Source organism: Pseudarthrobacter scleromae (genome assembly GCF_014644515.1).
Lineage (GTDB): Bacteria > Actinomycetota > Actinomycetes > Actinomycetales > Micrococcaceae > Arthrobacter > Arthrobacter scleromae.
In genome coordinates, this window is record NZ_BMKV01000005.1 from 390,233 (window position 1) to 407,518 (window position 17,286).

General features: G+C 66.7%; 15 protein-coding genes. 10 read left to right on the top strand and 5 right to left on the bottom strand.

Annotation, left to right across the window (positions count from 1 at the left end):
• Window positions 1-78: 78 nt before the first annotated feature.
• The gene (locus tag IEX33_RS15045; RefSeq protein ID WP_188731489.1) at window positions 79-2,952 is read right to left on the bottom strand and encodes an ATP-binding cassette domain-containing protein; all 2,874 of its coding nucleotides are present in this window, start codon (window positions 2,950-2,952) and stop codon (window positions 79-81) included.
• A complete protein-coding gene (locus tag IEX33_RS15050) occupies window positions 2,949-3,506 on the bottom strand; it encodes a hypothetical protein (RefSeq protein WP_229675401.1) in 558 nt (185 codons plus the stop codon). Before IEX33_RS15050 ends, IEX33_RS15045 begins: the two co-directional genes overlap by 4 nt.
• Before the next feature lie 200 nt (window positions 3,507-3,706).
• Here IEX33_RS15050 and IEX33_RS15055 point away from each other — a divergent pair, with 200 nt between their 5' ends.
• Entirely contained in the window at window positions 3,707-5,146 is a 1,440-nt protein-coding gene (locus IEX33_RS15055) for an HNH endonuclease signature motif containing protein (RefSeq protein WP_188731491.1), read from the top strand.
• Between the two features lie 98 nt (window positions 5,147-5,244).
• Here the strand turns inward: IEX33_RS15055 and IEX33_RS15060 are convergent, their stop codons facing one another.
• A complete protein-coding gene (locus IEX33_RS15060) occupies window positions 5,245-5,718 on the bottom strand; it encodes a GNAT family N-acetyltransferase (protein WP_188731493.1) in 474 nt (157 codons plus the stop codon).
• Window positions 5,719-5,983: 265 nt separating this feature from the next.
• On the opposite strand from IEX33_RS15060, the gene IEX33_RS15065 reads away from it, so the two are divergent.
• The 9 genes from IEX33_RS15065 (at window position 5,984) to IEX33_RS15105 (ending at window position 14,895) form a co-directional block, all read left to right on the top strand.
• On the top strand, window positions 5,984-7,063 hold the full coding sequence (locus IEX33_RS15065) for an alpha/beta hydrolase (RefSeq protein WP_229675402.1): 1,080 nt from the start codon (window positions 5,984-5,986) through the stop codon (window positions 7,061-7,063).
• A gap of 75 nt (window positions 7,064-7,138) precedes the next feature.
• On the top strand, window positions 7,139-8,035 hold the full coding sequence (locus IEX33_RS15070) for a helix-turn-helix transcriptional regulator (protein ID WP_188731497.1): 897 nt from the start codon (window positions 7,139-7,141) through the stop codon (window positions 8,033-8,035).
• A gap of 164 nt (window positions 8,036-8,199) precedes the next feature.
• Window positions 8,200-8,745, top strand: a complete 546-nt coding sequence (locus IEX33_RS15075; RefSeq protein WP_188731499.1) for a cyclophilin-like fold protein — start codon at window positions 8,200-8,202, stop codon at window positions 8,743-8,745.
• 51 nt (window positions 8,746-8,796) lie between these two features.
• The gene (locus tag IEX33_RS15080; protein ID WP_229675403.1) at window positions 8,797-10,068 is read left to right on the top strand and encodes an MFS transporter; all 1,272 of its coding nucleotides are present in this window, start codon (window positions 8,797-8,799) and stop codon (window positions 10,066-10,068) included.
• Between the two features lie 52 nt (window positions 10,069-10,120).
• Window positions 10,121-11,272 carry a PQQ-dependent sugar dehydrogenase gene (locus IEX33_RS15085; RefSeq protein WP_188731501.1) on the top strand — a complete coding sequence of 384 codons (1,152 nt, stop codon included), beginning with the start codon at window positions 10,121-10,123 and terminating at the stop codon, window positions 11,270-11,272.
• Window positions 11,273-11,440: 168 nt separating this feature from the next.
• Window positions 11,441-12,301: a phosphatidylinositol-specific phospholipase C/glycerophosphodiester phosphodiesterase family protein gene (locus tag IEX33_RS15090; protein WP_188731503.1), complete on the top strand. Its 861-nt coding sequence runs from the start codon at window positions 11,441-11,443 to the stop codon at window positions 12,299-12,301.
• 30 nt (window positions 12,302-12,331) lie between these two features.
• The gene (locus IEX33_RS15095) at window positions 12,332-13,372 is read left to right on the top strand and encodes a metallophosphoesterase (RefSeq protein ID WP_188731505.1); all 1,041 of its coding nucleotides are present in this window, start codon (window positions 12,332-12,334) and stop codon (window positions 13,370-13,372) included.
• A 178-nt stretch (window positions 13,373-13,550) separates the two neighbouring features.
• The gene (locus tag IEX33_RS15100; protein WP_188731507.1) at window positions 13,551-14,024 is read left to right on the top strand and encodes an SRPBCC family protein; all 474 of its coding nucleotides are present in this window, start codon (window positions 13,551-13,553) and stop codon (window positions 14,022-14,024) included.
• 49 nt (window positions 14,025-14,073) lie between these two features.
• Window positions 14,074-14,895 (top strand): alpha/beta fold hydrolase, encoded by an 822-nt coding sequence (locus tag IEX33_RS15105; protein WP_188731509.1) that lies wholly within the window; start codon window positions 14,074-14,076, stop codon window positions 14,893-14,895.
• A gap of 14 nt (window positions 14,896-14,909) precedes the next feature.
• On the opposite strand, the gene IEX33_RS15110 is transcribed toward IEX33_RS15105, so the two are convergent.
• Both IEX33_RS15110 and glnT read right to left on the bottom strand, forming a co-directional pair.
• On the bottom strand, window positions 14,910-15,905 hold the full coding sequence (locus IEX33_RS15110; RefSeq protein WP_229675404.1) for an alpha/beta fold hydrolase: 996 nt from the start codon (window positions 15,903-15,905) through the stop codon (window positions 14,910-14,912).
• Between the two features lie 8 nt (window positions 15,906-15,913).
• A complete protein-coding gene (gene glnT / locus IEX33_RS15115; RefSeq protein ID WP_188731512.1) occupies window positions 15,914-17,275 on the bottom strand; it encodes a type III glutamate--ammonia ligase in 1,362 nt (453 codons plus the stop codon).
• Between the last annotated feature and the right edge of the window lie 11 nt (window positions 17,276-17,286).

Consider the following 17,286-nt stretch of genomic DNA (forward strand, 5'->3'; position numbering starts at 1 on the left):
CGTCCCTTCAGCCCATTGAATGCGACGCGGCTTGCGCGACTCCCCGACAGGGACCAGGGTGTCCGGTGTCGGGTGTCCTCAAACTCCAATGTGCAGCCGGTCCCTGTCCTGGTCGGATGAAGCCCGCGCGGCGTGCCCGCCGGCACCTCCGCCCGCGCTGGAGACCGGCTTCACCCGCCGCAGCGCCGCGAGGATCGCGCGCCCCACCACGGCGATGCCGATGATGGTGGTGACGGCGCGCAGGGTGTCCCAGCCCGCCGTCGACGTCACCAGCGAGTACAGCAGGAAGCTGCTCAGGTTGGTGCCCAGCGGCGCGCCGGGCACGTAGGAGATGCCCGTGCCGGCGCCCACCGCGAACGGCCAGAACCACAGGTTGGTCAGCAAGCCGAACAGGTAGGACGCCACAATGCCGTAGCCGCACAGCATCCACAATTCCGCCTTGCCCCGCACACGGCGGGGGAGCAGTCCGGCACCGGCGCCCACCCACGCACAGGCGAAAATCTGGAAAGGTGTCCACGGGCCGATCCCGCCCCACAACGCACTTGAGAGGGCGATGGTGGCGGCACCGAGCAGCATGCCGAACTGGGCGCCGAACGCCCGGCCGGCCAGGATCAGCAGGATAAACACAGCCTCCACACCCCCGACGCCGGTGCTCGCCAGCCGCACCGCCGAACCGACAGCTGCCAGGACGCCGAGCAGCGCCACCGTGTGCGCCGAGCGGACCGAGCCGTCCAAAGACACAACAATGGCGACGACGGCGAGCGGCGCGATTGCCAGCGCCGCGTAGGGGAGGGCGGCGGCTGCGTCCTGGGGAAGTGCCGCGGCGAGCAGCGGCCAGCAGAACGCGGCGAGGGCCAGGAGGTTTGCGGCGGCGAGGACGGCGAGTTCGACACCGCGCGGCATCCGGAGGCGGCGCTTTCGTGCCGCGCTGTGGGTGTCTGGTTCGCTGCGCCTCGGTTCCGGTCCGGTGGCTGCGTGCCGGGGGAGCGGGAGGAGCGGCTCGGGTTCTTCGGCGGGTGCCGCTTCGGACGAAGGTGCGACGCCGTCACGCATCGGCAGGGTCCGGGCGCCGAGGCTGTGGGCAAAGTCGTGGTCATGGGTGGCGATCAGGACCGCCGCGCCGGAGTCCGATGCCGCCTGGAGCGCCTCCGCGACGGCCGTCCGTGCCGCAGGATCGAGTCCGCGGGTGGGCTCATCGATCAGGAGGACCTGGGGATCGTCCATGGTCTGCAGCGCGATGGCAAGGATCCGGCGCTCGCCTGCAGAGAGGTCCCGGGGGTGCTCGTGTCCGATGGGGACCGTGACGCTGCCCCGCAGCCGGGCCAGGCGCGACGCCGCAAAACCGGGCGCGGGCTGTCCGCCGTTCTTTCGTCGCGCAAGGCGACGCTCGGCCGCATGCAGCTCGCCCGCCACCGTATCCCTGGTGAAGAGGTCGTCCGAGGCGTCCGGCACCAGGGCGACCCGGCCGCCGTCGGCCATTCCTTCACCTAGTGTTCCTTTTTTTCCGGTGCCCTCGCCCAGTGCCAGCGCCACCAGGAGGGACGACTTCCCGGCACCGTTCGGTCCCACCAGGGCCACCACTTCACCGCGGTGCAGGGTCAGGGACGCGTCGCGCACCAAGGGGGTGCCCTTGCGGTGGACGGCGAGGTTAGTCGCCGTCAGCACCGGTGCGATGTCAGCGGGCGGAGAAAGGATCTGGCGGGCTTCGACAGGCTGCGAAGTTGACGTTGCGGCACCCGGAACCCCTGCAGCCGGGATCAAGGTGCCGCCGTCGATGGTCCACCAGGAGTCGGCCACCGGGACGAGCGCTGACGCCCGGTGCTCCGCCACGATGACGCAGACGCCGGCGTCGCGGGCCAGGGTGTTGAGCACGGCGATGACGTGCCTGCGGGCTGTGGTGTCGAGGTCGGCCAGGGGCTCGTCCACCAGGAGCAGGGCCGGATCTTCCACCACCGCGGCGGCGATAGCGACAAGCGTTGCCTCGCCCGCGGAGAGGGTGCTGACGTTCCGGTCCAGGAGTGCCGTCACGCCGATGCGCTCCGCCACCTCCAGCACCCGGGCTTTGGCGGTCCCGGACGGCACGCCGCGCAACTCAAGGGCCAGGGAGATTTCGTCCCGGACCCGCGTGGTGGCGAAGGCGGCACGGGGATTCTGCAGGACGACGCCGACGGCTTGGGCGGTATCGCGCGGCGGCGTGGTGGCGCGGTCCAATCCGGAAACGCGCACTGTGCCGGAGATGTCTCCGCCGTCCACGTGGGAGAGGAGCCCGGCGATGCCCCGCAGGATGGTGGATTTACCGGAACCCGTGGGCCCGGTGATCACCGTGATGGACCCGCTCCGCGGTGTGAAGCCAGGGACATTGACCCGCGCATCACCAATGCGGAACTCGGCGTCGCGCACGTGAAGCGGGCCGCCGTCGTCGTTCCCGGGCCGGTGCGCGGCACTGCTCCCGAAGCCGCGCAGCTCCAGGGCCGCGGCAACCCTGCCCGCGTGCTCAAGGGTGCGCTCGAGGACGGGCACCAGGGCGCGGGGGCCGAAGCGTTCGCCCCGCAGCCGGAACGCCAGGCGGACGGAGGCGACGGCGTCGGCCAGTGCGGGGAGCGCCGCCCAAGCCACCACGAGCATCCGCCCCACGCCCTGCATCGGGCCGCGGCGGGCCAGGTGGACAAAGCCGCGGGCCACGTCCACAAAGGCGTTGAGCAGGCCGAAACCGAGGAACATCGCGGCAATCGGCAGGGCGGACAGGACCGCCGACCACAGTCCGGGTCCGCTCACCGGGCCGAGGAAAACCACATGGGCGTACGGGGCAGGCAGGCGCATTGCCGGCAGGTCGAGCAGGACCGGCTCGCCGATGCCCGCCCCGTTGAAAAGGATGCGGTAGATGACCCGCGCCACGATGAAGACGACGGCGAGAGCCGCCGCGGCGCGTAATGGCGCGGGCCGGAAGGTCATGCCGCGGGGGCGGCCGGTTCGCCGTCGACCGTGAAGAGGAGTTCCAGGCTCTCGCCGGGGCTCACCTTCAGGGTGGCCAGGCCTTCCTGGGCGTAGGCCCAGTCACCGGAGGCCGGCTTCACCCAGAGTGCCCAGTAGGCGAAGGCGGCGGGCATGCTCTGGCATTCTTCGCGGTATGTGCCCTCCTTGTGGGTGATGTCGAAGTCCGCGGCGGGCACGCCGTTGACGCGGCACACCAGTTCGCTGGGGTACTGCGTGGTGCCCTCGGTTTCCACGTCTGCCTCTTCGAGGATCTCGGCAGCGACCGTGGGCCCGTCCACGGGCACGCAGACGTTGGTGTCAGCGGCATCCTGCTTCAGGGCGCCCGAATCGACGATGACCTTCACGCCGTCGCAGGGACCGGAAGCATCGCTGGAGGAGGCAGCGGCCGAGGGCGACGGTGCGGAGGTGGTTGGCTGGGTGGTGGCCGGCGCGGAACAGGCGGCGAGGGAGAACAGGAGACCGGCGGCGGCGAGGGAGCTCGCGGCGGCGGTGCGCATCTTAGTCAAAGTCACCTGTTAAGGGTAGGGCGTTGCCTGGCCGGATCCGGAGGCGGTCGCGTTTTGTGACGTTGGGCTTCAGGCAGGCTGGCAGGTGCACCTCTTGACGCCAGCGGACGACGGCGGGAGGTGCCGCCGTCGTCCTTTTGCTTCCTTGGGGACGCGTTCCCGCCGGTGTGGGCCACAATGTCACACCCTCCTGCCATGCTGTGGTTATGGAAACCGGTGTGGTGGTTGAGGCAGGGGGCAGGGCCGAATTGGCGGCTGCCGTCGGCTCGATGGCCGGGCTGGTTGACGAGCTTGCCGCTGTTGTTGCCTTCCCTCCGGCCGCCCCGGATGGGCCCAGCCGCCTTCCCGGCTCTGATGCTGATCCGCTGCAGGAATCTTCCGCGGCGTGCCTGGACGGTTTGGGACTGGTGGCTCGGCTTGAGGCCGTGACGGCGGCTCTAAAGGTCCGGCTGGTGGCCGCCTACGCGGAGGCCACGGACGCGATGGAAGGCCCGGCAGCCAGCGCTTATGAGTCAACGGCGCGGGAGGTGAGCAAGGTGGCACAAGTCGCCTGCGCGCTCACCATCGGCGAACGCGCCGCATCCGCCCTGGTGGGAGAATCCCACGCGCTGACCACCTCGCTGCCGGCGGCACTCGATGCGCTGCAAACCGGCGCCATCGGCTGGCAGCACGCACGCACCGTGGTGGATGAGACAGCCGGACTCACTCCCGCAGCAGTCTCCGCCCTGGAGGCCCACTTCTTCGGCCCGGACGCGGGCCGCGGCGCCGCGCCCGGAGAGCTGGTGCCCGCCCGGTTCCGGCGGAAGCTCCGGGCCTGGCGTGAACGCCACCACCCTGAGTCCCTCGAGGAACGCCATGCGAAGAGCGTGGCGGACCGCCGAGTGGAGTTCAGTCCGGACCGGGACGGCATGGCCTGGTTGTCGCTCTATCTTCCCGGCGACACGGCCTTAGCCGTCTGGAACAAGTCGACGGCACTGGCCCGCGGCCTGCAGGGCCCGCGGGAACCCCGCAATCTCAGCCAGTTGCGCGCCGACATCGCGGCAGGGCTGCTGCTGGGCAGCGCGAACCAGGACGTTGGAGACGTGCCTTCCCCCAAGGCTGATGTCCTGGTTACGGTTCCGGTCCTCTCCTTCCTCGGCGTTACCGACGAACCCGCCGAGATCGACGGGCTGGGGCCGGTCCCGCCGTCGATGGCACGCAGGCTCGTTGCCAACGGTGCCAAATCCTTCTACCGGGTCCTGGTGGATCCACGCGACGGGGCTCCACTGGAAATCGGGCGCACCAGTTACCGGCTCCCGGAAGCGCTGAAGCGCTGGCTCAGGATGCGGGATGGCCGATGTACCTTCCCGGGCTGCAGCAACCACAGCCTGGACAATGAGGCGGACCATCTCACCGCCTGGCAACACGGCGGAGTTACCGGGATCAGCAACCTCGGACAGGCATGCCCAAAACATCACCGGCTCAAACATTGGCGGGAATGGACACCAACGGCGGCTACGAAGGATGAGCCACCAGGCTGGATTTCACCGGCCGGCCGGTACTATCCGGCCGAGCACCCGGACCGGGAACCTCCGCTCATCCCACCCGACTGCCTGCCTGTTGTTAGCCCCCTCGAGCAGCTGTTGCTGACGCGGCTCGCTGCCTGACGGGTTGCGGTCTGATCGCTGAATTGCTGCCTGACCGCTGTGCCGCCTGACATTCCGCGCTGTCTTGTCGGTCTCCGCCGTGCCTACTGGAGCGCGTCCTACAGGCGGAGCTCCATGAAAACGCTGTTGGGATCAAGGGTGTAACCGGCAAACGGCGGGCACTCCGTGAAGCCGTTGCGGGCATAGAGGCGCCGGGCCGGAGCGAAGTAGTCCTCAGTACCGGTCTCAAGGTAGACGCGCTCGAGGTTCCGGGCGCGGGCGTCGTCGAGGATATGGCGGAGCATCAGCGTGGCCACGCCGCGTCCCCGTGCGCTTGCCGCAGTGCGCATCGACTTGATCTCGCCGTGCACCGGCGAGCAGGGAGGGGAATCAAGGAGCTTGAGTGCGCCGCACCCCAGCAGCCCGCCGTCCTCACGGGCCGTCCAAAACGTGATCGACGGCGCGGACAGCGCGGAGTGGTCCAGGGCGTGGACGCTTTCGGCCGGCGAGGTGGCGAACATGTCCGCCAGGTGTTCGCTGAGGAGCTGATGGACGTCGCCGCGTGAGGGGTCGTCCCGGTCAATGGAAATCACCGAGCCAAATTTACCGGCTGACGCCGCGGACTCCATACGCCACTAACCGAGGCCGGTTCGCCGCAGGGACCCTTTCGCGTCGTGTCCCATGGGGGCTCTGGCAGAACCAGCCTCAGCAGGGACTCCCGCCGTCCATCCCGGCCGTGGTCTGCTCGAAAGGACGACGACGTCCAACCGCATACGTAACCGACGAATCACGAGGATGAAGACGATGAGCACGGACTGCAACGCAAATAACACCACTTCTCAAGGAATCCAGGCCGGCGTGTCACGCCGCAACATCATCAAACTGACAGGTGCAGGCGCGGCTGCAATCGGGCTCTCCAGCGCGGCAGGGCTGGCAGGAGCCGGGCCGACTTTCGCCGCCCCCGCCTCCCGGAAGGACCTGGAACCGGGCGACACTTCCAACGGTGCCGACAACTTCTACACCAGCGACCAGGTCACGGTGAAGAAGATCTCGTTCAAGAACAAGTACGAAATGAAGGTCGTCGGCAACCTCTTCGTCCCCAACAACCTGGACCGGGGGACCACCCACCCGGCGCTGGTGGTGGGCCACCCCATGGGCGCGGTGAAGGAACAGAGCGCCAACCTCTACGCCACCAAGATGGCGGAACAGGGCTACGTCACGCTCTCCTTCGACCTCTCGTTCTGGGGTGAGAGCGCAGGCAAACCCGGCAACTCCGTTTCACCGGACATCTACGCCGAGGACTTCAGCGCCGCCGTCGACTACCTGCGGGCGCAGGCTTTCGTTGCCAAGGAACGCGTGGGGGCCATCGGGATCTGCGGCAGCGGCAGCTTCGTGATCAGCGCGGCAAAGATCGATCCCCGGATCAAGGCGATCGCCACGGTGAGCATGTACGACATGGGCGCCGCCAACCGCGACGGGCTGAACAAATCGGTATCCCTGGAACAGCGCAAGGCGTTCATCGCCACGGCCGCTGCCCAGCGTGACGTCGAGTACGCCGGCGGAGCGATTGAGTACACCGGCGGCACACCGGAAGAGCTCACGGCAGACTCCACTGCGGTGGACCGGGAGTTCTACGACTTCTACCGGACTGCGCGCGGCTACCACCCCAACACCACCACGCACCCGGCCCTGGCCACCAACACCAAGTTCATGAACTTCCACCCGTTCAACGATCTGGACCTGATCGCCCCGCGGCCGCTGCTGTTCATCACCGGTGACCAGGCACACTCACGGGAGTTCAGCGAAGAGGCCTACCGGCTGGCCACCGGGCCCAAGGAACTCTTCTGGGTTCCCGGTGCCGGCCACGTGGACCTCTACGACCGCACCGGCCTCATCCCCTTTGACAAGCTCACGGACTTCTTCCGTTCACAGCTCTAGGAAGGAAGGGGGCATCGGGGAGGGGGTCCTGAAAGGGACTCCCTCCGCCGCAAGACTTGGCCTAGCGTGAATGGCATGGACAACCGAGCTGAAGTACGCGAATTCCTCGTTTCGCGGCGGGCCCAGGTTTCCCCGGAGCAGGTTGGCTTGCCTGCGGGGGCGAACCGGCGTGTCAAGGGTCTACGGCGAAGCGAAGTAGCAATCCTTGCCGGTTTGAGCGTTGAGTACTACACCCGCCTGGAGCGCGGCGCGATCAGCGGCGCCTCTGGCCAGGTGCTCGAGAGCATCGCCAGGGCTTTGTGCCTGGACGACGCCGAGCGGGCGCACCTGCTCAACCTCGCCAACGCGTCCAGCCCGGCTGCCCGGCGGCCGCGGCGCCGAACGTCGAAGTCCTATGTGCCGCACCAGAGCCTGCAATGGGCGCTTGATGCGATCACGGCCGGTCCCGCGTTCGTCCGCAACGGCCGGATGGATCTGCTCGCGGTCAATCCGTTGGCACGCGCGTTCTACAAGGACTGCTACGAGATGCCCGGCCAGTCACCGAACATCGCCCGGTTCACGTTCCTGGACGAACGTGCCTACCAGTTCTACCCGGACTGGGACGCCTTCGCGGAGGTGACCGTTTCCATCCTGCGGACTGAGGCTGGCCGGGATCCGCGCAACAAAGACCTCCATGACCTTATTGGTGAGCTGGGAACCCGCAGCGAGGAGTTCCGCCGACGCTGGGGTGCGCACAACGTCCGCCACCACGGCACTGGATTCAAGACGTTCAACCACCCCATCGTGGGCGAAATGACTCTCGCTTTCGAGGGGTTGGAGATGGCCGCCGAGCCGGGACTGACGCTCACCATCTACACAGCAGAGCCCGGATCGCCGTCGGCTGAGCGCATGCAGCTGCTCGCCTCGTGGGCGGCCAGCGAGTATGGGAATGCCTTCCAGGCTGCACCCGCTAAGACCCGGACGGACGGCTGACGGTGCCGGCCACCAGCTACGAAAAACGGCCGACGCCGGGCATCACCGCCGGGGGCACCGAGGGGTCCCTGCCAGTACCCCTCACAACAGGGGCTCCTACACTTCTTCTCCAACTGCTTTGCTGGAATGGACCGAACTTTTCTGACTGGAACGGATCAGCTCCCATGCACCTGAAGACATTGGCCCTGGCTGCGATCATCGCGCTCGCGTTGCCCCTGGCCGGGTGCAACACTTCGCCAAACGGACCGGCCCCCATCACTGAGCCGCCGTCCTCACCGCCGGAAACATCTTCGACGGCGGCCGACGGGTCCTCGTCGCAGCCTTCACCTGTCCCGTCCGCCGCGACAGCGGCAGACGGCACACCGATCACCATCGACATTGATGGCGGGACCGTGACAGGTACCCTTTCCAGCAACGCAACTGCACGCTCCCTGATCCAGCAGCTTCCCTTGACGCTCTCCTTCAGGGACTACGGCGGCCAGGAAAAGATCGCCGACCTGCCGGAGGCGCTTTCGCTCGACGGCGTGCCCGCCGGCGACAGCGCAGAACCACTGACCATCGGCTACTACGCGCCCGATCAGGCCCTCGTCCTTTATTACGAGAGCGTCGGGTACTCCCGCGGAATTGTGCGGATCGGATCGTTCGATGACCTCGCGGCCATCCGAGACCAAACAAGCGGTTTTACCGCCAGGCTGGCTCCCGCTAACTGAGCGGGATGACACGGCTCCTCCAAACATTCTCCACAAAAGAACGGAACCGTTTTGACTCGAGCAACCCTTGAGGATGGCGCCCGCGAAGCGCCCATCGATGCCCTGCACCACGAGAACATCAGCACTATTGAAGAAACCAAGAGTTCCGCCCCGGCAAGCGATCCTTCCGTGCCGGCCGGGCGCTTTCCTTGGGCGGCCCTGCTGGTCATGGCCTTGATGGGATTCCTCCTGATTTCCACCGAGACCATGCCCGCCGGACTGCTGCCGCAGATTGCCTCGGGACTGGACGTCACCGAGGGGACCGCGGGACAGTTTGTCAGCGCCTACGCCCTTGGAACAGTCCTTGCGGCCATGCCCGCCATCGCGTTGACGCGGGGCCTGCGCCGGAAGCCTGTTTTCCTCGTCGGGATCCTCGGCTTCCTGGCCGCGAACCTCGTCACGGCATTCTCCACGGACATCGTCCTCTCCCTGGGGGCGCGGCTCCTGGCCGGTGCATTCTCCGGCCTGCTGTGGGGGATGACTGCCGGCTACGCCCGGCGTATCACGGCGCCGCACCATGCCGGCCGCGCCTTGTCCGTTGCGTCGGTTGGAACCCCCGTGGGCCTGGCAGTGGGAACGCCCTTCGGCTCCTGGCTGGGCACAGCTCTCGACTGGCGCTGGTCCTTCGGCGTACTTTCGCTTCTCACGGTTGCCACCTTGCTGCTGGCGTTCTTCCTGGTCCCGGACGCGCCCGGGCAACGGGCCGGAACACGGGTACCCCTCGCACGGGTCTTCGCCATCCCGGGCGTGGCGGTTGTCCTCGGCGTCATCGTCAGCTGGATGCTTGGACACAACATCATGTACACCTACATTGGCTCCTACCTCCGCGGGGCAAGCCTCGATCTCTCGGTGGAAATCGCGCTCGTAACGTTCGGTGCGGCCGCCATAGTGGGGATCGCCATCACCGGCGCCGTGATCGACAAGGGCCTTCGACGCCTGGTCCTGCTCAGCCTCGGGAGCTTCATGGTGGCCGGTGCGATCTTCATCGTTGGCCACACGTCCGTGGTGGCAGTCCTTGCAGCCATTATCCTGTGGGGGATCGCCTTCGGCGGCGCGGCGGCACAGCTGCAGACGGCCATCAGCGCTGCAAGCGGGGAAAATGCCGACGTCGCCAACTCGATGCTCGGCGTCGCGTTCAACCTGGCGATCTTCGCCGCGGGTGTGGCCGGTGCGGTGGTGATCAGCACCTTCGACGGGATGGTCCTGCCGGCCGCCCTGGTGGGACTTGCCGCCGTCGCGCTCGCCATATCCGTTGCCGGGCGCCGCACGGCATTTCCCCGGTAGCCAGCAACGCAGCGCCCACAAACAGCACACTGCAACGAACGAGGAGAGACCAATGAACGCCATTCCCATCCGCCGCCCCACCCTGTTGGCAGTCACCATTGGAGCCAGCCTGCTGCTCTCGTCCTGCACCACCACACCGCCGGCAGCATCCCCAACGCCGGTTTCTCCCCCGGTGACGTCGGCGGTTCCGTCCCCGTCCCCCTCCCCAGCAGGGACATCGGCGACGGCGGGAAATGCCACCCCAACGGGCATGCCCCAGGCCGTGGCCACCGGGCTGGAAGCTCCCTGGTCCGTGGTGTTCCGCAACGGGACCCCGCTGGTCAGTGAGCGGGACAGCGGGCGGATCCTTGAGCTCAGCCCCGACGGCACCACGCGCGCCGTTGGCGACATTCCCGGTGTGGCGGCTGTGGGGGAAGGCGGGCTGCTGGGCCTGGCTGTGGACGGCCAAGGCCGCCTGTACGTGTACTCCACCGGGATGGACGGAAACAGGCTGCAGCGCTTCGGCGTCACCGGAGAACCGGGATCCTTGGCGCTGGGACAGCCCGAAACGCTCGTCGACGGGATTGCCTCCGCGAGCTATCACGACGGCGGCCGGATCGCCTTTGGGCCCGATGGCATGCTCTACGTGGCGATTGGCGATGCGGGCCGGCGCGACAGTTCACAGGACCTCGAATCCCTGAATGGGAAGATCCTGAGAATGACCCCCGACGGCGGCGTCCCGGCCGACAATCCCTTCCCGGATTCGCTCGTCTACAGTTACGGACACCGCAACCCCCAGGGCCTTGCCTGGGCGGAGGATGGCACCATGTTCGCCACCGAGTTCGGGCAGAACACGTGGGACGAGCTGAACATCATCACTGCGGGAGCGAACTACGGCTGGCCGACCGTTGAAGGAATAGCCACCACAGGGGAATTCACCGACCCCGTTCAGCAGTGGGAACCCACCGAGGCCAGCCCCAGCGGCATGGCGCACATTGACGGGACCCTGTTCATCGCCAACCTGCGCGGACAGGTGCTTCGGGCGGTTCCCGTGGCCAATCCCTCCACCTCGGCCACGTACTACGACGGCGAATTCGGCCGCATCCGCGATGTCACTGAGGCTCCGGACGGCAAACTCTGGTTCATCACCAACAACACCGACGGCCGGGGAACGCCCGGTCCCGACGACGACCGCATCCTCAGCGTGGACCTGACCCGGCAGTAACTTAGGTGTCCATGGGCCCCGCAACCCCTGTCGATGTTCTTCGCAGTTCACCCCGCAGCAACCCGCCCGCCCCGAAGCGTTCTCCCGCAACCAGCAGTCTTTTCACGCCCCCTTTGCCCGGCACCCAAACAGCCGGGCGGACATTCCAGCTGTACGTAGGAGTACTCCGTGTTCGTGAAAAGCACCCTCGCCGCTGTCGTTGTCCTCGCCTCCCTGGCGGGAACAGCGGCAGCTCCGGCCCAAGCCGAGGCAGCCAAGCCGGCTCCCGTCGTCGTCGGCCAGCCCCTCGCCCAGGCCCATGCGCACAACGACTACGAGCATGAACGTCCCCTGTTCGACGCGCTCGAGCACGGCTTCACCAGCGTCGAAGCGGACGTGTGGCTGGTGGACGGCGAGCTGCTGGTGGCCCATGACCTGGAGGACGTCCAGCCCGGTGCCACGCTCGAAAGCCTCTACCTTGATCCGCTCCAGGACCTGGTCCGCAGCCAGCCCGGCCACGGCGTTTACCCGCACTGGGACGGCAGCCTGCAGCTGCTGATCGATATCAAGAGCGAAGGCGAAGCCACCTACGCCGCCATCGAGCAGGAACTGGCCGAGCACCGCGACATCATGAGCCGCTACACCAACGGCACCGCCAAGACCGGCCCCGTCACCGCCGTGATCAGCGGCAACCGTCCGCTCGCTACCATGCAGGCACAGGAGAAGCGGTTCAGCTTCTACGACGGCCGCTCAGCCGACCTCACCACCGGCAAAGCCGCTGCCCTCATGCCGCTGGTCAGCGACAACTGGACCAAACTCTTCACCTGGCAGGGCGTCGGCCCCATGCCGGAAGCCGAGCGCACCAAGCTGACGGCCTACGTGGCCGAGGCCCACGCCAACGGCTACCGCGTCCGCTTCTGGGCCACCCCGGACCAGCCCGGCGCCGCACGCGACGCCGTCTGGACCGAACTCGCCGAGGCCGGCGTGGACCACATCAACACCGACCACCTCGCCGCGCTGCAGCAGTTCCTCACCGCCCGCGCCGCCTAGGCCCTTTCCAACAGAATCAGGAACACACCCATGCCTTCAAAGACATTGAAAACGACGACGGCGGCAGCCGTCCTGGCGCTCGGCCTCCTTGCGGCCCAGCCCGCCCACGCGGTCAGCAACTCCTCCAACGGCGAGGCGTTCACCTTCGGCGTCATCGGCGACATCCCCTACGGCGACGCTGAAATCGCCAAGTTCCCCGCCCGCATCCAGGACATCAACGCTGACGAGAACCTGAAGTTCGTCACCCACGTTGGCGACATCAAGAACGGCTCCTCGGTCTGCTCGGACGAGTACTTCGCCAACATCCGCACCCAGTTCGACACGTTCGAGCACCCGCTGGTCTTCACCCCGGGCGACAACGAATGGGTGGACTGCCACCGCACCAACAACGGCGCCTACAACCCGCTGGAACGGCTGGACAAGCTCCGGGAGGTCTTCTTCAACGAACCCGGCAAGACCCTTGGCGCCACCATGCCAGTCAAGACCCAGGAGGACCTTGGGCTGCCCGAAAACGTCCGCTTCACCCAGAACCGGGTGGCCTTCTCCGTGCTGAACATCCAGGGCAGCAATAACTCCCTGCAGCCATGGACGGGCCTCGGCGAAACCACGGCCACGCCGGAACAGCTTGCTGAGGTGGAAGCCCGGACGGACGCCGCGCTGGAGCAGATACGCGAAACGTTCGCCGACGCCGGGCGCCGCAACGACCGCGCCGTGGTGCTCATGACGCAGGCCGACATGTTCGACCCCTCGCTGCTCGCCGCGGCCACCGCCAACCCGGAGATCATGTCCGGGTTCCGCGAGATCGTGGCGGCCATCATCGAGGAAACCAACAGCTTCGATGCGCCGGTGTACCTGATCAACGGCGACAGCCACGTCTTCGCCGAGAACCAGCCGCTCGCCGCCGGCTCACCCTGGCTGGAAATCTACGGGCAGCCCGCTGCGGACAACCTGCAGCGCATCACCGTGGACGGCTCCGCCAACGCCACGAACTACGTCCGGTTCACGGTCGCCGGCAACAGCGCCGCCGACGCGGACGTCCTGGGCTGGGAGAAGGTCCCCTTCAGCTCGTAGGCACCAAACGTCAGCAGACGACGGCGGGCGCCTCCCGCCGTCGTCCGCCGGGGAATTGCGAGGGTCTGGACACCGGTGGCCGCCGGACTTATCGTGCAGGAGTGGCGGCTGCCTGGCTGGCAGGAGGGCAAGTTCTGCCGGTCCGCTGTTGCGGCCGTCCGTCATGAGGAGGCAGCAGATGGAACACGTGGAAGCGACCGTTGAAGTAGCAGTACCGGTGCGGACCGCATACAACCAGTGGACCCAGTTCGAATCCTTTCCACAGTTTATGTCCGGGGTGGAATCCGTGACCCAGCTGACTGACGCCACCAACCACTGGGTCACCAAGGTTAGTGGCGTACAGCGGGAGTTTGATACCGAAATAGTTGACCAGGAGCCTGACGACCGGATCGCCTGGCGCAGCACCGACGGCAAGTCCCATGCCGGCATCATCAGGTTCACGCCGCTGGATGCCAACCATACGAAGGTCAAAGTCCACTTCGAATGGGCGCCGGAAACCGCCACTGAAAAAGCCGGCGCCGCATTGCAGATCGACGAGATGCAGGTTAAGGCCGACCTGCGGAAGTTCAAGGAATTCATCGAATCGCGCGGCACCGAAACCGGCGCCTGGCGAGGTGAAGTCAAGGACAGCGGCCCCGCCGGGCAGCTCTAACAAACAGAAAGCGGACGACGGCGGGCACCTCCCGCCGTCGCAGCCAGCCATGCGACAGCACACAGTGGAAACAGCCGACGGCGGCCACCTTCGCGTTTTCAGCTTTGGGGACGGGCCGGGTGTGGTGCTGGTGTGCGGGACAAATACCGTTGCGCCAACCTACTTCAGAACCGCGAGGCGGCTCAGCAAGAACCTGCCCGTCCACGTCTACGACCGGCGGGGACGGCCCGGCTCCAGCCCCCAGCCGCACGGCTACTCCATGCATACCGAGGTCGCCGACCTTGCGCGCGTCCTGGATGCCACGGACAGCAACATGGTTTTCGGCCACAGCTTTGGAGGGGCGGTTGCCCTCGAAGCCGGCCTCCAGCTGCCTGTCCGGCGGATCGCTGTCTACGACGCCGTTCCCAATATTGGCGGCGCAGTGCCAACCCACTTTCTGCCCGAGTTTGAATCGGCGGTGCAGCGAGGTGACGTGCACCGGGCGGTGTCGATCCTGGGCAAGGGCATCTCCGCCAAACTCAGCAAGAGCCCGCTTCCGGACCCGGCCTTCCAGGCGGTGGTCCAGGCCTTGGCGATTGCCACACGCAAGGGCCGCGCGTGGAAAGGCACAGTGCACAGTGCCGTCAATGAACTGGCATTCCTTGACGGCAACCGGCCTCCCGCAGAGCGCTACGCCGGAATTTCCGTTCCCGTCCTTGTGCTCTACGGTTCCGGCAGCGACGAATTTTATTCGGTGATAGCCAAGGCCCTCTCCGCCCAGTTGCTTCACGGCCGGTGCACAGCTGTTGCTGGAGCAGATCATGGCGCCCTGGATCGGGCCCCTGGTGGGCTGATTTCCCAGCTTTCGGACTTCTTCGCCGATGGGAGCTAGTTCTGGCTCCTTGGTCAGCCGCCGAGTAAAGCGCGCATCGCGTCCGCGATCTGTTCCGATTCCGCCCCGCGGATTCCGGGCCGTCCGGCGACGTGCCCAAGGTTGGATTGGAGCGGGCGGAAGTCGGCGCCGGGGATCAAATCGGCTTCGACCCTGCTGTCCGCCGCAGGAAAGTAGAGGTCGGAGGTGCCCGGCATAACGATGCAGCGCGCCCGGATCCTCCCCAGTGCCGTCTCGAACCCGCCGCGTGCCGGCGACCCGACGTCGGCCCGCTGCCACGTGCCCAGTACCGTCAGCAAGTTGTTGGCATCCATGTGTTCGTGGTCGTCTGCCCAGTCGTCCAGCACATGGTCAATGTCGCGGTAGCCGAGTTCCCGGTAAATTCCGTCCCGGAAGAACTCCTGGGAGTACGCCCAGCCGGCATACACCGTCCCAAACGCCCGCAGGCCGCGGACAGGCGGGGAACTGTACCGGCCGCCGTCGTACGCCTGGTCAGCGGCCAGCGCCGCTTTCACACCCTCCAGGAACACGAAGTTGTGCGGTGAGCACCGGGCTGCCCCGGCAATAGGAAGGATGCTGTAAACCATCCCTGGGTACCGGACAGCCCATTCGTACGCCTGCAGGGCACCCATGGACCAGCCCGCGACCATGCGGATGTGGCGGACCCCAAGAGCAGTGAGCAGGCGATGTTGTGCGATGACGTTGTCCGCGATGTCGACATCCGGAAAATCCGCACCCCTGATCCCGGGGGAGGCGTTGGAAGGGGAAGTGGAGAGTCCGTTGCCGAACATGTTCACGGCGACAACGAACCAGCGCTCCGGGTCCAACATCCTGCCCGGGCCGATCCAGGGTTCGTAGCTTGCGTGCGCGCCGGTGTAGTAGGACGGCAGGAGCACGCAGTTGTCCCCTGCCTCGTTGAGTTTGCCGTAGGTCCGGTAGGCGAGCGTGGCGTCCGGCAGGTCCAGGCCGGAAACCAGCCCGAACCTGCCGAGTGCGAATTCCTGGTGCACGGGACTGCCTAGAAGAACTTCAGGTACCGCTTGGTCTCCCATTCGGAGACGTGGGCCTGGTATTCGTCCCATTCCTGCCCCTTGTAATCGATGTAGGCGTTGTACATCGCCTCGCCGAACACATCGCGGGACAGGCTGTCCGCGGCGAACTCCTCGACGGCCTCGCCCAGGCTGCGTGGGAGCAGGCCCAGGCCGTTTTTCAGGATCTCGGCTTCCGTGTAGTTGTACATGTTCTCGGTGTGCGGCGCTCCGGGATCGAGGTTCTCGCGGATGCCTTCCAGCCCTGCCGCCAGGATGATGGCCGCCCCCAGGTAGGGGTTGCAGCTGATGTCCGCTGCGCGGCACTCCACCCGGCCGCCCGCCAGCGGCACACGGATCATGTTGGTGCGGTTGTTGTTGCCATAGCTGACGAACACGGGCGCCCACGTGGAGCCTGACATGCTGCCCTTACGGACCAGTCGCTTGTAGCTGTTGACGGTGGGGGCGATGACGGCGCAGATGGCGGGTGCGTGCTTCAGGACGCCTGCGATGAACTTGTAGCCAAGTTCCGAGATGCCGCAGCCGCGGGGGTCGTCGTCAGCCTCGAAAAGGTTGACGCCGGTTTCGGCGTCGGCGAGGGACATGTTGAAGTGGGCGCCCGAGCCGCTCCGGTCGGCGAAGGGCTTCGGCATGAACGTGGCGAAGTAGCCGTGCTTGCGGACCATCTCGTTGGCCATGAGCCGGAAGAACACTGCGCGGTCCGCCATGGTGAGGGCGTCCGAGTACTTGAAGTCGATCTCGAACTGGCCCTGGGCGTCTTCATGGTCGAAGGAGTAGACGCCCCAGCCCATGTCGTTCATGGCCTCGACCATTTCCGTGAGCCAGTCGAAGTTGTCCAGGGCTGCCGGTGCGGTGTAGCAGGGCTTGCTGAGGTTGTCCCGGTCGCTGACCTCCGCAGGGCCGTCAGGGGTGTCCTTGAGGACGAAGAATTCCGTCTCGATGCCCAGGTTGAAGGTGAACCCCAGCTCCTTGGCGGCTTCAAGCTGCCGCTTCAGGATATTCCGCGAGGCCGCCTCGAAGGGTTTGCCGGCGGTGTAGAGGTCGCTGGCGAAGTAGGCCACCTCCTTGCGCCAGGGCAGCTGCACGGCGCTGTCCAGGTCGGGGCGGGCGGAGAGCTCCTCGTCGCTGATGTCCTGGGGGAGGCCATCCAGCGCGGCGCCGGTGAACAGTTCGGAGCCGGCGGCCATCTGCGGCAGGTGGGACAGCGGAACGAATTTCGTCTTGATGTTGCCGTGCAGGTCGACGAAGCTCGACATTGCGTATTTGACCCCAGCTTCGCGGAGCTTCTGCTGCACTGTCTCAACCGCGGCCTGTGCTGTTTCAACACTCATGGTGTCTCCTT

Bases quoted from the DNA above. Each gene is read 5' to 3' on its own strand.
- IEX33_RS15045 (WP_188731489.1), bottom strand. From the start codon at position 2,952: ATGACCTTCCGGCCCGCGCCATTACGCGCCGCGGCGGCTCTCGCCGTC.
- IEX33_RS15055 (WP_188731491.1), top strand. From the start codon at position 3,707: ATGGAAACCGGTGTGGTGGTTGAGGCAGGGGGCAGGGCCGAATTGGCG.
- IEX33_RS15070 (WP_188731497.1), top strand. From the start codon at position 7,139: ATGGACAACCGAGCTGAAGTACGCGAATTCCTCGTTTCGCGGCGGGCC.
- IEX33_RS15075 (WP_188731499.1), top strand. From the start codon at position 8,200: ATGCACCTGAAGACATTGGCCCTGGCTGCGATCATCGCGCTCGCGTTG.
- IEX33_RS15085 (WP_188731501.1), top strand. From the start codon at position 10,121: ATGAACGCCATTCCCATCCGCCGCCCCACCCTGTTGGCAGTCACCATT.
- IEX33_RS15095 (WP_188731505.1), top strand. From the start codon at position 12,332: ATGCCTTCAAAGACATTGAAAACGACGACGGCGGCAGCCGTCCTGGCG.
- IEX33_RS15100 (WP_188731507.1), top strand. From the start codon at position 13,551: ATGGAACACGTGGAAGCGACCGTTGAAGTAGCAGTACCGGTGCGGACC.
- IEX33_RS15105 (WP_188731509.1), top strand. From the start codon at position 14,074: ATGCGACAGCACACAGTGGAAACAGCCGACGGCGGCCACCTTCGCGTT.
- glnT (WP_188731512.1), bottom strand. From the start codon at position 17,275: ATGAGTGTTGAAACAGCACAGGCCGCGGTTGAGACAGTGCAGCAGAAG.